The sequence below is a fragment of the Corynebacterium sp. zg254 genome, from assembly GCF_024701495.1.
In the GTDB taxonomy this organism is placed as follows: domain Bacteria; phylum Actinomycetota; class Actinomycetes; order Mycobacteriales; family Mycobacteriaceae; genus Corynebacterium; species Corynebacterium zhongnanshanii.
This window is the reverse complement of sequence record NZ_WIAR01000002.1, coordinates 361,991-375,266: the sequence shown is the minus strand read 5'-3', so window position 1 is coordinate 375,266 and position 13,276 is coordinate 361,991. Positions and strand designations below refer to the sequence as shown.

Genomic DNA, 13,276 nt, shown 5'->3' with positions numbered 1-13,276 from the left:
TCGTCATTGTAGTGAAACGCATCACAAAGGATTTGTGATTGCGATTCAAGCTACAGAACACGTTCTCTATTGCAAAAGTAAATGGCAGAGATAAGTACTTGCTCTTACCCCCTTGGGAGGGGAGGCATAGAAAAAGACCATCTGACATGCAGATGGTCTGAAGCCGTATCGCGCGGCGGGGGAGGGGAAGGGGGTGGGGGAAACTAAAGAGTCACGTCGCGATGTATCTATCTACATATGTGCATATAGATACCTGCGCGGGCGCCGCTGCTGCCCAAGCACTGCCCACGTGTTGCCTACCGCCGGACGTACTCACAAATCCGGTAGTCCACGGGCGCATCGCTGTCCACGGGATGGCCCTTGTCGGAGGTTTCCCACGGCCCCGCGTTCTCCTCGAACTCGTCGGCGGGAATCTCCGGCGCATGCACGCTGAAACGTTCCGGTGCCACCATGTCGATCTCCGTAATCACCACGCGGTCGGAAATCGGCATGCACTGCGCGTACACCTGCCCGCCGCCCAGAATCCATACCGTGGGCGTGAGCTCCGTCTCCGGCTCGTCTGCCCGCCGCTTACTGATCCACACCGCGGCCTGGGCAATCGCCTCGCTCAGTGAACTCACCCGATGCCCGCCCGGCGACGAGTACGCCTCGTTGCGCGTCACCACCCAATTCTCGCGCCCCGGCAGCGGCCGGTAGGGGGCCTCCAGCGCCTCCCAACTGGTCCGGCCCATCACCACGGGATATCCCATCGTGGAGCGTTGAAAATGCTTCAAATCCTCCGGCAAATACCAGGGCATGTCCTTACCGTCGCCGATAATGCCTGCCGTGGTTTGCGCCCAAATCTGTGCGATCTCAATATCCGACGCCGACACGCCAGAAATCCCCGCCTCAGCGAACGCTTGCTCTATGGCCTCATTGACCTTCTCCCGAGTGATCTCGGGGTAGTCACCGGGCTTAAAACCTGTGGGGCGCGACGAAGTTTTCGCCATTACACAGCCACCTTTCCCTTAATCGTGGGGTGAGGATCGTAACCGTCGAAGGATATATCCTCGAATGAATAGCTAAACATGTCCTGCGCCTTATTCAGCCTCAATTGTGGATACGGCCTGGCCTCGCGGGACAGCTGCAGTTCCACCTGTTCGCGGTGGTTGTCGTAGATGTGGCAATCGCCGCCGGTCCAGATGAACTCGCCGACCTCCAGGCCCGCTTGCTGCGCAAACATGTGCGTCAGCAGGGAATAGGAGGCGATATTAAACGGCACGCCCAAAAACATATCCGCGCTGCGCTGGTACAGCTGGCAGCTCAGTTTGCCGTCAGCCACGTACAGCTGGAAGAGCAAGTGGCACGGAGGCAGCGCCATATTGTCCAGTTCGGAGACATTCCACGCGCTGACGATATTGCGTCGGGAATCGGGGTTCTTTTTTAGCATTTCCAGCGCCCCGGAAATCTGGTCAATGTGCTGACCGTTGGGAGTGGGCCAACTGCGCCACTGAACCCCATAGACTGGGCCCAGATCGCCATTCTCATCAGCCCATTCGTTCCAAATGCGAATGCCATTGTCCTGTAGCCACGTCACATTGGAGTCACCCTGCAAAAACCACAGCAGTTCACCCACCACGGACTTAATGTGCACATTCTTGGTGGTAATGAGGGGGAAGGACTCGCTTAAATCGAAGCGAATCTGCTTGGCGAAAAGGCTGGTGGTTCCGGTTCCTGTCCGGTCTGGCTTGCGTGTGCCAGAATCCAGAATCTCCCGGAGAAGATCCTCGTACGGAGTGGGGATAGCGCCAGAGGCCACGGTGGACAACCTTTCCATCAACACAAACCTAACGCCGCTCAGTCTACCCGCGATTTAGCCGCGCTGAAGATACTTGTCGGCGGCGCTCAAGAGCTTATCGGCGATGTCCGGCCGACAGATCAACAGATCGGGAAGATAGGTATCCTCCGCGCCGTAATCCACAGGGGATCCATCCAGCCGTGAGGTATGCAAACCGGCAGCTTGGGCCAGGCCCACGGGGGCTGCGTTATCCCAAACGTATTGTCCTCCGGCGTGAATGTAGGCGTCGTTATCCCCCAAGATGACGGAGACGGTTTTCGCCCCGCACGAGCCCATGTGCACCAACTCCATGCCCGTTTCCTCCGCAATAAACGTGCCGATCTCCGGGGAGGAGTTTTGGCTGATGACCAGGCGGTTCGTGGGTTTGCCGCCCACGGCGCGGATGTCGTTGCTGTGGAACACACGGCCCAGATCCGGCATGCCCACGGCAGCCTGCGTGATCACGCCCTTTTCTGCCAATGCGATATGTACCGCCCAGTCCTGGCGGCCACTGCCGTACTCGCGGGTGCCATCCAGCGGGTCGATGATCCACACGCGGTCCTTCACCAGGCGGGAGCCATCATCGGGGGCCTCTTCGGATAAGACGGCATCGTCGGGACGGTGCTGCTCGAGGCAGCGGGCGATCCATCCTTGAGCGGTGGCGTCGCCGGCTTTGCCCAATACGTCGTCGCGCAACAGGCCTACGTTTCGTACGCCTTTAAGGATCTCTCCCGTGCCTAACGCCAGGCGCAGTGCCAACGTTGCATCGTCTACTTCGGCAGTCATGGCACTAAGTCTAGCCGTCTGTTTAACTGGTGACATGCCCGCCGACGTTCTTGATCGTTTTCATGCCCCCGTTGCTGCATGGTTCAGGGACGTCTTCGCGGAACCAACGCTGGTGCAAACCCAGGCATGGGAGGCCATTTCCGCAGGTGATAATGCGCTTGTGGTGGCGCCGACGGGATCGGGAAAAACGCTGGCGGCGTTTCTGTGGTCCCTGTCCACGCTCACGTCCAGCCCCTTGCTGATCCCGTCTGACCTCCCCCAGCGTGAGGGATCAGACTCCACACACACCGCCACCCACCGGGGAACCGGCACCACCAAAGTACTGTACGTCTCCCCGCTGAAGGCCCTGGGCGTGGACGTGGACCGCAACCTGGCTGTGCCGCTAGCAGGCATCGCCCGCACCGCGGACGCCCTCGGCCACAGCATCGCACCCGTCCGCGTGGGCGTGCGCAGCGGTGATACCCCGCAGGCTGAGCGCGCGAAGCTGTTGCGCAACCCGCCGGATATCCTCATCACCACGCCTGAATCCCTGTACTTGATGCTGACCTCGAAAGCCGCCGGGACTTTGGCCGGCGTGGAGACGGTCATCGTGGACGAGGTCCACGCGGTTGCCGGCACGAAACGCGGTGCGCATTTGGCGCTGAGCCTCGAGCGCCTGGAGATGGTCACCGGCGCCCCCGTGCAGCGCATCGGCCTGTCCGCCACGGTGAACCCCATCGATACCGTCGCCAGTTTCCTGGTCGGCGATCGCCCCGTGACCGTGGTGAATCCGCCGATCACCAAACGATGGGATGTGCGCGTGCGCTCCGTGGTGGAGGACTTTCAGGATCCGCCGCCGGCGGAGGACCAATCCGATATTGATCTTGATGCCGATCCTGAGACCGACGCCGAAGCCCCCATCGACGAGGCCCTCGTCGGACCCAGCCTCATGGGGGAAGGTTTGGGAGGGGCGAGTTCGGCGGGGTCGGGGGCGCGTGTGGCCAGCGGCGTCGATAAGGAATCGGCGCTACCGCAGCAACGGTCCGTGTGGCCCCACGTCCAACGGGCGATTTATCAGCAGGTGATGGACAACCAGTCCACGCTGGTGTTCGTGAATTCCCGCCGGGCGGCGGAGCGGCTCACGGGCGCGTTGAACGAGCTATGGGCGGCCGAGCACGATCCGGAGTCCCTCGCCGCGCCCACCCGCAGGGACCCGGCGCAGCTGATGGCACAATCGGCGCAGGTCACGGGCGCGCCGGCGGTCATCGCTCGGGCCCACCACGGATCCGTGTCCAAGGAGGAGCGGGCGGATATTGAGCAGGCGTTGAAATCGGGGCGTCTGAAGTGCGTGGTCGCCACTAGTTCTTTGGAGTTGGGCATCGACATGGGTCTGGTGGATCACGTGGTGCAGGTCGGCGCGCCGCCCAGCGTGGCCAGCGCGGTGCAACGGTGCGGTCGCGCCGGCCACACGGTGGGGGCGACCAGTTCCGCGACGATCTATCCGCTGCACAAGCAGGACGCCGAAGCGGCCGTGGTGGTGGTCGACCGCATGTTGAAAGGCCAGCTGGAACCGCTGCACGTGGTCACCAACGCGCTGGATGTGTTGGCGCAGCAGACGGTCGCGGCAGCGGTCCAGGCTCCGGGTGGGCGCCTGGACGTGGAGCAGTGGTGGACCGCCGTGCGCCGCGCCCTGTGTTATTCCGCCCTGCCCCGCGAGGCCTTCGACGGGGTGATCGAGCTGATCAGCGGCCATTACCCCTCCACCGATTTCGCGGACCTGAAGCCGCGTGTGACCTACGACGCCACGGCGGGCGTCCTGGAGGCGCGCCCCGGAACGCAACGCATCGCGGTGACCACGGGAGGAACCATCCCGGACCGTGGGATGTTCGGCGTGTTCCTGGCCGCCGGTAGCGAGACCGGAGCCCGCAGGGTGGGGGAGCTGGATGAGGAGATGGTCTACGAGTCCCGCGTGGGCGACGTGTTCACGCTGGGGGCGTCCAGTTGGAAGATCCTGGAGATCACACGCGACCAAGTGATCGTGGCTCCCGCGGCCGGGCACACCGGCCGCCTGCCGTTCTGGACCGGGGATGCCGAGGGCCGCCCGGTGGAGCTGGGGCAGGCGATCGGAGAACACCGCCGCCAGTGGGGAACCGGCCAGCTAGGGGACATCAAAGGCCAGGACTTCCTGGACGAGTTCACCATCAAGAATCTGGACACGTACTACGCCGCGCAGAAGGAATCCGCGAGCCTGGTTCCAGATGAAAAGACCATCCTGATCGAACGCTTCAAGGATGACATTGGCGACTGGCGCGTGGTGATCCATTCCCCTTATGGCCGAGGAGTGAACGCCCCGTGGGCGATGGCACTGGCGGCACAGATCCAGGCGGAGACCGGGGTGGACGCGATGGCCGTGGCCGGCGACGACGGCCTGGTGCTGCGCGTGCCGTACTCGGACACCCCACCGGGATTAGAGCTGGTGCTGGGCAGCGGACCCGCCGAGGAGCGCGCGAGCACCGCGGTGGCGGACGTGATGGATAACGTGGGTTCCTCCGCGCTGTTTGCGGGCCGCTTTCGGGAGTGCGCCGCCCGCGCGTTGCTGCTGCCCCGGCGCAACCCCGGCAAGCGCCAGCCGCTGTGGCAGCAGCGGCAGCGCGCCGCTCAGCTGCTGGATGTGGCGCGCAACCACCCGGAGTTTCCGATCATGGTGGAAACCATGCGGGAGTGCGTCCACGATGTCTACAGCATGGATGCACTGCGCACGGTGCTCACGGCTCTGGAGGAGCGTGGCGCGCCGGGCGGGGCGATCAGGGTTGCGGAGGTCACCACAGACGGCCCCAGCGCCTTCGCGGAATCGCTGCTGTTTAGCTACACAGGCGCGTTCATGTACGAAGGCGATTCCGCCGAACGTGCGGCGGCCTTGGCGGTGGATCCTGTGCTGTTGGCGCAGGTCCTGGGCACCTCCTCCCAGACTCATGTGTTGGACCCGGCGGTGGTGGGGCGCGTGGTGGAGGCCGCGCAGTGGCTGGCCGAGGGGCGCCGGGCGGCCTCGGCGGAACACGCCATCGACATGCTGCGCAGCCTGGGGCCGCTGCCCCTGGAGGAGATCGCCCGCCGGATCGAGCCGTGGGCTGAAGCCACCGAGCACCTCACACCCACGGGGGCGAGCCTGGCCCAGCTGGAGGAGCTGATTCCCCGGCGCCTCATGCGCATCAACTTCGGCGCTCAGACCAAGCTGGCCGTGGTGGAGGACATGCCGCTGCTCCGCGATGGCCTAGGTGTGCCGGTCCCGCCGGGCGTGGTGGCCGATGCGCGGGTGATTCCCGACGCGCTGGACCAGCTGCTGCTCAGATGGCTGCGGCATCGCGGCCCGTCGTCGGCTGATGAGGCCGCCCAGGAGTTCGGCATGGGCGTGGCCGCTACCCAGTCGCTGCTGAACCGCTGGGTGAGCCAGAAGCGCCTGGAGCGCGTGGAGCGCGTGGAGGACCCCACAGGCACGGGTATGCCGTTGTTCGTGGACGTGGCGATGCTCCGGCGCCTGCGCAGCGCCTCCCTCGCTGCGGCCCGCGGTGCGGTGGAGCCGGTTGCGCCGGAGGCCTATGCGCGGTTCCTGCAGGTCTGGCATGGCCTGGTCACGCAGGAACGCGGGGACTTGCTGAACGTGATCGAGCAGCTGGCGGGCGTGGCGTTACCCGCCAGCGCCTGGGAGACCGTGGTTCTTCCCGCGCGCATCCCGGACTACCAGCCCGGCGACCTGGACGAGCTGCTGAGCTCCGGCGACGTCATCGCGGTGGGCTCCGGCGTGGCCGGCAGCGCCGACACCTGGATCACCCTCCTGCCTGCGGATATGGCCCCGGCGCTGCTGCACTTACGCCCGCAGGAGGAGCCGGCGCTCAGCATGCTCGCCCTGCAGATCACCACCCACCTGGACGCCGGTGGTGCCTTCCTCGCCAGCGAACTCGCCGCCTCGCTGGGGACTGATGCGGGTGCGGGCGTGGCCGAGGCGGCGAAGGACTTGACTGCTGCGATGTGGGAATTATTCGACGCCGGCCTCATCATCCCCGACTCTTTCGCCCCCATCCGGGCTCGCCTTGCCGAAGCTGGGACGAGTGGTGGGCGACAAGCGCATCGCGCTCCCCGCCGGGATCGCGGGCGCGGAAGCCAGCGGCGGGTGCGCTTGGGGCGTCGGGGATTTACGCACGGATTCGCCGCCGAAGCGGCCACGGCCCGCCGTAACGCCCTGGCCGCCAGTGCCCGCTCCACCGTGCCGGGACGATGGTCGGCGCTACCCCGCACCTGGGACATCACGTCCACCGAGCTGGCCGCCATGCAAGGAGAAACGTGGATCGAGCGTTACGCCGTGGTGACCCGAGGAGCAGTGATGGCGGAGAAGGCCTCCGGCGGATTCGCGGAGGCCTACCGGCTTCTGTCCGCGTGGGAGGATTCCGGAAGCGTGCTGCGCGGATACATCATCGAGGGCCTGGGCGGGGCGCAGTTCGCCCCGCGGGATGTGATCGGCCAGCTGCGGGACACGCCGGAGCATACGTCGGAGCATGTCCCGGACGCGGGACCCGCCGAGCCCATCGTGCTCGCCACCCTGGACCCCGCCAACCCCTACGGCGCGGCGCTGCCCTGGCCCTCCGTGCGCGACAGCGCCACCACCCCCACCCGCAGCGCCGGGTCCCTGGTGGTCCTTCATGGAGGAGAGCTGCTGGCGTGGATGTCCCGCGGCGGCAAAAACATCAGCGTGATGCAGCACGGCTTCGTTGACGAGAGCCAGGGCGACCAGCCAGTCGACCCCGCTGTTGTAGAGCGCATCGTCGGAGCATTGCAGGCCGCCGTGCACGCCGGCCGACTGAGCCCCATCCTGGTGGAGAGGATCGACGGGGTGCCGGTGCTCGACGCGGACCTCCGCCCCTGGACCCGCGCCGGCGCGCGCCTGGTGCCCAAGGGCTTGAGCATCAAGTAGCTCGAACATCGAGTAGCCTGGGCGTCATGCCCGAGGGAGATTCCGTCCTGCAGCTGTCCGAACGCCTGCAATGGATGACCGGCCGAACAGTCACCCACACCGATATCCGCGTACCCCGATGGGCCACCACCAGCCTCACCGGCCAGACGGTCCACCGCGTATGGCCCTACGGAAAACACCTGTTCATGCACATCGGGGACACGCTGGTGCACACGCACCTGAAGATGGAGGGTGTGTGGTCCATCCACACACAAGGAACTCGCTGGCGCAGGCCCCATCACACAGCCCGCATTATCCTTCGCTTCACTCCGCAGCACGAGGGCGGGCCGCAGATCGAAATCGTGGGCCACAGCCTGGGTTTCGTGCGCCTGCACCCCGCCGATGCATACCCCGAGGTCATCGCGCATCTGGGGCCGGACATCCTCGCTGACCCGCACACTTGGGAATCCACAGGTCAGGAGCGCGCCGTAGCCAACATCATGACCCGCCCCGGCCGAAGCCTCGGTGCCGCGCTCGTGGACCAAACCATGGTCGCGGGCATCGGCAACGAATACCGCGCCGAGGTGATGTTCCTGCTCGGCTGGCATCCCGCCATCCCCGTCGACGCCGTCAGCGAGGCAGGGGTCACCCGCGCCCTGGAGGTTGCGCGCCGAGTGATGTGGGACAACAGGCTCGAACCCCATCGGGTGTTCACCGGGGACCGGCGCCGCGGCATGAGTACCTACGTGTTCGGGCGGGCCGACCGCCCCTGCCGACGCTGCGGAACACCCATCGAGACCTCCACCCTGGGAGGGCGATGGGCCGGAGGGGATCCGGAGCTCGACTCAGCAGAGCTGGAGCGCATCATCTGGTGGTGCCCCCACTGCCAGGCGCGGGGGAGCTAACGCTAGCGCTCCCTGCGACTGCGGTAGTGGTGGATCAGATCATCGGTGGAGGAGTCCCCGGTATCCACTGCGCTCTCACCGTGGAGCAGGTCCAGCAGGGTGGTGGCCTGCGCCTTACCCAGCTCCACACCCCACTGATCGAAGCTGTTGATGCCCCACAGCACACCCTGGACAAAGGCGATGTGTTCGTACAGAGCGATGAGAGCTCCCAGTGTGCGCGGGGTCAGCTTGTCACCCAGGATCGTGGTGGACGGGCGGTTACCCGGCATCACCTTGTGGGCCACCAGAGCCTCGTCCAGGCCCTCCTCCCGCAGCTCCTCGGCTGTCTTGCCGAACGCCAGCACGCGGGATTGTGCAAAGAGGTTACTCATCAGCATGTCGTGCATGCTGTGCGCGCCGGTGGCGTCGGCATGATCCACATGCGGGTTCACGAAGCCAATGAAATCAACGGGGATCAGGTGGGTGCCCTGGTGGACCAGCTGCATGAAGGCGTGCTGACCGTTGGTGCCCGGCTCGCCCCAGTAGATCTCGCCCGTGGGGGTGGTGACAGCGCTGCCGTCCAGGCGCACGGACTTACCGTTGGACTCCATCATCAGCTGCTGCAGGTACGCCGGGAAGCGGTCCAGATCCTGCGAGTAAGGCAGCACCGCGTGGGACTGCGCGCCCAGCAGGCTGGTGTACCACACGCCCAACAGAGCCATGAGCACGGGAACGTTCATCTCCAGCGGCTCGGAGCTGAAGTGCTTGTCGACGTCGTAGAAGCCCTCCAAGAAGTTCGTGAAGTCGCGTGGGCCGATGGCCGCCATGAGGGTCAGGCCAATCGAGGAGTCCACCGAGTAGCGGCCGCCGACCCAATCCCAGAACTCGAACATGTTCTTCGGGTCGATGCCGAACTCCTCGACCTCCTCCTGGTGGGTGGATACGGCCACGAAGTGCTTCGCGGTGATCTGACGGATTTGCTCCTCGGTGCTGACGTCCACGCCGGTGCGCTCCAGGCGGGCCAGCAGCCAGCGGCGGGCCGCGTGTGCGTTCGCCAGCGTTTCGGCGGTGTTGAAGGTCTTGGACGCCACCACAAACAGCGTGGATTCCGCGCCGATCTTGCCCTGCTGCTCCAGCTGATCCAGCACGGCCTCCAGGTGCGCGGGGTCTACGTTGGAAATGAAGTGAGGGGTAATGCCGGCGGTCTGGTACGGGCGCAGAGCCTCTGCAGCCATCGCGGGGCCCAGGTCCGAGCCGCCAATACCGATGTTCACCACATGCTTGATGGTGTGGCCGGAGATGCCCTGCCATTGACCGGAACGCAGCGCCTTCGCGAAGTCCCGCATACGGCCCAAAACCTGGTGCACGTCCGCGGCGATGTCCTGCGTGTTGCCCTCGGCATCCTCCACGGTCAGGTCGCGATCCACAGGCAGGCGCAGCGCGGTGTGGAGCACGGAGCGCTGCTCAGTGGTGTTGATCTGCTGCCCCTCGAACATCGCCACGCGGTAATCCTCCACCTTCTTGCTGCGGGCGAGGTTCACCAGCAGGTTCAGGCCGGAGGGGTCAATGAGGTTTTTGGACAGGTCCACCCGCAACGGGCCGCACTGGAATGTCATGTCCGACGCCCGGCCTGGCTGCTCCTGGAAGAGCTTGCGCAGGTTCAAGGTGTCGCCCGTATCTACTGCGGTGGGAGTGCCCAGGGAAGTGGTGAAACGTTCAGCATGCTCCACCAGTTTTTCCCATTCATACAAGGTGGTGAGGTCTTGTTCAGCCGGTGGTACGAAGTGCTGATGGGACATTGTGGGCGACGCTCCTCATAACTTAGGTAGTACGCGGATTGCGAGAAAGTTTCTATTGCCCACAGTCTACGCGGGTCCGGGAATGTGTGCCGGTGGCCTTAGGCCAGGGAGTCGAGAATCTCCTGGTGGAGAGCCCCGTTGGTGGCCACGGCGGAGCCGCCGTGGGGGCCAGCCTGTCCGTCCACACTGGTGAAGGTTCCACCGGCTTCCTCCACGATGGGAACCAAGGCGGCCAGGTCCCAGAGGTTCACCTCCGGCTCGGCGGCAACATCCACCGCGCCCTCGGCGACCAGCATGTAGGACCAGAAATCGCCATAGCCTCGCAGGCGCCAGGCCCGGTCGGTGAGCTGGATCAGCTGCTCTCGCTTCCCGCAGTCGGCCCAGCCGGTCAGGGAGCTGATGGCCACCGAGGCATCCGCTACCTTCGTCACGCCGGAGACATTCAGTCGGCGCGGGGCAGCGCTCGGGATGGGGTGGTCGGTTCCCATGGGGCCCTGGATCATGGGGGTGTTGAAGGTGCGCCATGCGCCGGTTCCCTGGGAGGCCCACCAGCGTCGGGATAGGGCAGGGGCGGAGACCACGCCCACCACGGGCACGCCATCGACCAGCAGGCTGATGAGAGTGGCCCACACGGGCACGCCGCGGACGAAGTTCTTGGTGCCGTCGATGGGGTCGATGACCCACTGGCGGCCCTCGAACACGGCCTCGCCGCCGAACTCTTCACCCACCACCGCGTCCTCGGGGCGCTGCTCGGACAGGATGCTGCGCAGACGTTGCTCCACGGCCGTGTCCGCGTCCGAGACGGGGGTGAGGTCCGGCTTGGACTCGATCCGAAGGTCGCCGGATTCAAACCGTGCCATGGTGATGGCGTCCGCGGCATTCGCCAAGGTCAGCGCAAGTTCCAGGTCCTCGGCGTAGGGAGAGGGTGCGGGGGTGTGAGTGCTCATAGGCACCATACTAGCGTGACTGGTGTGACTGCTGTGATGGAAAGTGTCTAACGGTGCGCTTCCAGCAGCTGGGCCACCTGCTCCACCGCCGTCGGTGCACCAGCCAGCGACCAGGTGGTGGAGCCAGCCTCCACCTTCCGGCATGCGCCGCCGGCACCCTCCACCAAAGCGCGACCCGGAAGCCAGTCCCAATCGCACAAACTATGCTGCAGCCACACCCCCGTGTGGGATGCCGCCACATCCGCCAAGTCGATGGATGCCGAACCTAGCATCCGCACGCACGCCGCGCGGGTCACGACGGACAGCCACGCCTCACGGATGGAATCATCCGCGAAACTCGTGGGGTGCAAGTAGCCGCCCAGCGCGGAGGAGGACAGCGGGGCGTCGGACACAGTAATCGTCTCCCCGTTGCGCGTGGTCGGGATCGACGGACCACCGAACCACGTGTAGCCCATGGCCGGGCGATGCACCGCGCCGAAGATCACCCGCGAAGGATCAGCGGGGTCGCCCTCCACCAGCGCCAGGGCGGAACACCAGTAATCAGAACCCGTGGTGAAGTTGTAGGTGCCATCCACAGGATCAATCACCCACGTGCGGCCCGTGGTGGATTCCACCGCGGTACCCTCCTCGCCCAACAGGCCATCGTCGGGGCGGATCGCGCGCAGGGCGTCCCCCACAAACTTCTCCGCGGCGCGGTCGGCAGCCGTTACCACGTCGGACACGCTGGTCTTTTGCTCCACGGACAGTCCCGACTCGCGCATGCGCCACGCCAGCCGCCCCGCGTTATACACCAAAGCCTGCGCCAAGTGCTCATCCGAATCATCCACATGCTGGACAATGAACGTCTTAATAATTGCGTTGAGCATCTCCTCCGGAATGGGAGAGTCCTGAGCCGGAGAACTGTTCTGGGCGCGCGCGTGCGTGTTATCGGAAGCCATGCCCTCTATTGTGCACCCCTCGCTGTAGAATTGCGCATTATGCACCCCGATGTTTCCGCAGACCTGCAAGACCTGGACAGCACACTCACCACAATCGAGTCCGTGCTGGACCTGGACGAACTGGACTCACGCGCCCGCGAATTGGAAGACCAGGCCGCGGACCCCAGCTTGTGGGATGACCCGGACCACGCCCAACACGTCACCTCAGAAATGTCCCGTGTGCAGGCCAAACTGAAGAAAGTTCGCGGGCTGCGCCAGCGCCTCGAGGATCTGCCGATCATGTACGACATGGCTGAGGAGGCTGCCGCCGAGGCAGGCGATGGGGACAGTGAAGCCGCCGAAGCCTTGGAATTGGCCGAGGCCGAGCGGCAGGAGATCCGCCAGGAGATCGAATCCCTGGAAGTCACCACCATGCTGTCCGGGGAATACGACCAGCGCGAGGCCGTGCTGAACATCCGCTCCGCCGCCGGTGGCGTGGACGCCGCGGACTGGGCGGAAATGCTGCTGCGCATGTACACCCGATGGGCGGAGCAGCACGACTACAAGGTGGACGTGTACGACGTCTCCTACGCCGAAGAAGCCGGCATCAAATCCGCCACGATGGTGATTCACGGGGAATACCTTTACGGAACCCTGTCCGTGGAGCAGGGAACCCACCGCCTTGTGCGCATCTCCCCGTTCGATAATCAGGGCAGGCGCCAAACCTCCTTCGCGGAGGTGGAAGTGCTGCCCGTGGTGGAACAGACGGACCACATCGACATTGATGAGAACGAAGTGCGCGTGGACGTGTACCGTTCCTCCGGCCCCGGCGGCCAGTCCGTGAACACTACGGACTCGGCGGTGCGCCTGACCCACATGCCCACCGGCATTGTGGTGACGTGCCAGAACGAAAAGTCTCAGATTCAGAACAAGGCCTCGGCCATGCGCGTGCTCGCGGCGAAGCTGCTGGAGCGCAAGCGCCAGGAGGAGCGTGCGGAGCTGGATGCGCTGAAGGGCGACGGCTCCAACTCCTGGGGTAACCAAATGCGGTCCTACGTGCTGCACCCGTACCAAATGGTAAAGGACCTGCGCACGGACTACGAAGTCAATGACCCCACCAAGGTGCTTGGCGGGGACATCGACGGCTTCCTGGAGGCCGGCATCCGCTGGCGCATGTCCCAGCAGCAGGGCCAGTAGCCCGGC

At 65.1% G+C, this 13,276-nt stretch carries 9 protein-coding genes; 3 read left to right on the top strand and 6 right to left on the bottom strand.

Translation table 11 applies throughout. The features are described 5' to 3' along the window. Nucleotides 1–296 precede the first annotated feature (296 nt). The 3 genes from GC425_RS07350 to GC425_RS07340 are packed head-to-tail and all read right to left on the bottom strand — an operon-like array spanning nucleotide 297 to nucleotide 2,602. Complete coding sequence (locus GC425_RS07350; protein WP_151844522.1) at nucleotides 297–989, bottom strand: dihydrofolate reductase; 693 nt, start codon at nucleotides 987–989, stop codon at nucleotides 297–299. After that, on the bottom strand, nucleotides 989–1,816 hold the full coding sequence (locus tag GC425_RS07345; protein WP_151844521.1) for a thymidylate synthase: 828 nt from the start codon (nucleotides 1,814–1,816) through the stop codon (nucleotides 989–991). The genes GC425_RS07350 and GC425_RS07345 overlap by 1 nt, the downstream gene beginning before the upstream one ends. A gap of 36 nt (nucleotides 1,817–1,852) precedes the next feature. Then, nucleotides 1,853–2,602, bottom strand: a complete 750-nt coding sequence (locus GC425_RS07340; protein ID WP_151843193.1) for a 3'(2'),5'-bisphosphate nucleotidase CysQ — start codon at nucleotides 2,600–2,602, stop codon at nucleotides 1,853–1,855. A gap of 34 nt (nucleotides 2,603–2,636) precedes the next feature. Here GC425_RS07340 and GC425_RS07335 point away from each other — a divergent pair, with 34 nt between their 5' ends. Both GC425_RS07335 and GC425_RS07330 read left to right on the top strand, forming a co-directional pair. After that, nucleotides 2,637–7,547, top strand: coding sequence for a DEAD/DEAH box helicase (locus tag GC425_RS07335; protein WP_257822742.1), 4,911 nt, complete (start codon nucleotides 2,637–2,639; stop codon nucleotides 7,545–7,547). 26 nt (nucleotides 7,548–7,573) lie between these two features. Then, nucleotides 7,574–8,431 (top strand): DNA-formamidopyrimidine glycosylase family protein, encoded by an 858-nt coding sequence (locus tag GC425_RS07330; protein WP_257822739.1) that lies wholly within the window; start codon nucleotides 7,574–7,576, stop codon nucleotides 8,429–8,431. Between the two features lie 2 nt (nucleotides 8,432–8,433). On the opposite strand, the gene pgi is transcribed toward GC425_RS07330, so the two are convergent. The 3 genes from pgi to GC425_RS07315 all read right to left on the bottom strand — a co-directional run bounded on the left by pgi (nucleotide 8,434) and on the right by GC425_RS07315 (nucleotide 12,094). Further along, nucleotides 8,434–10,209, bottom strand: a complete 1,776-nt coding sequence (pgi, locus tag GC425_RS07325) for a glucose-6-phosphate isomerase (protein ID WP_257822737.1) — start codon at nucleotides 10,207–10,209, stop codon at nucleotides 8,434–8,436. Between the two features lie 98 nt (nucleotides 10,210–10,307). Then, nucleotides 10,308–11,156 carry a histidinol-phosphatase gene (gene hisN, locus GC425_RS07320; RefSeq protein WP_257822735.1) on the bottom strand — a complete coding sequence of 283 codons (849 nt, stop codon included), beginning with the start codon at nucleotides 11,154–11,156 and terminating at the stop codon, nucleotides 10,308–10,310. A 47-nt stretch (nucleotides 11,157–11,203) separates the two neighbouring features. Then, nucleotides 11,204–12,094 carry an inositol monophosphatase gene (locus tag GC425_RS07315; RefSeq protein WP_374707641.1) on the bottom strand — a complete coding sequence of 297 codons (891 nt, stop codon included), beginning with the start codon at nucleotides 12,092–12,094 and terminating at the stop codon, nucleotides 11,204–11,206. A 39-nt stretch (nucleotides 12,095–12,133) separates the two neighbouring features. On the opposite strand from GC425_RS07315, the gene prfB reads away from it, so the two are divergent. Further along, a complete protein-coding gene (prfB, locus tag GC425_RS07310; RefSeq protein WP_151843197.1) occupies nucleotides 12,134–13,270 on the top strand; it encodes a peptide chain release factor 2 in 1,137 nt (378 codons plus the stop codon). The last annotated feature ends 6 nt before the right edge of the window (nucleotides 13,271–13,276 follow it).

Coding starts and splice junctions, on each gene's coding strand:
- GC425_RS07330 (WP_257822739.1), top strand. CDS start 7,574: ATGCCCGAGGGAGATTCCGTCCTGCAGCTGTCCGAACGCCTGCAATGG.
- GC425_RS07315 (WP_374707641.1), bottom strand. CDS start 12,094: ATGGCTTCCGATAACACGCACGCGCGCGCCCAGAACAGTTCTCCGGCT.
- GC425_RS07350 (WP_151844522.1), bottom strand. CDS start 989: ATGGCGAAAACTTCGTCGCGCCCCACAGGTTTTAAGCCCGGTGACTAC.
- pgi (WP_257822737.1), bottom strand. CDS start 10,209: ATGTCCCATCAGCACTTCGTACCACCGGCTGAACAAGACCTCACCACC.
- hisN (WP_257822735.1), bottom strand. CDS start 11,156: ATGAGCACTCACACCCCCGCACCCTCTCCCTACGCCGAGGACCTGGAA.
- GC425_RS07345 (WP_151844521.1), bottom strand. CDS start 1,816: ATGGAAAGGTTGTCCACCGTGGCCTCTGGCGCTATCCCCACTCCGTAC.
- prfB (WP_151843197.1), top strand. CDS start 12,134: ATGCACCCCGATGTTTCCGCAGACCTGCAAGACCTGGACAGCACACTC.
- GC425_RS07335 (WP_257822742.1), top strand. CDS start 2,637: ATGCCCGCCGACGTTCTTGATCGTTTTCATGCCCCCGTTGCTGCATGG.
- GC425_RS07340 (WP_151843193.1), bottom strand. CDS start 2,602: ATGACTGCCGAAGTAGACGATGCAACGTTGGCACTGCGCCTGGCGTTA.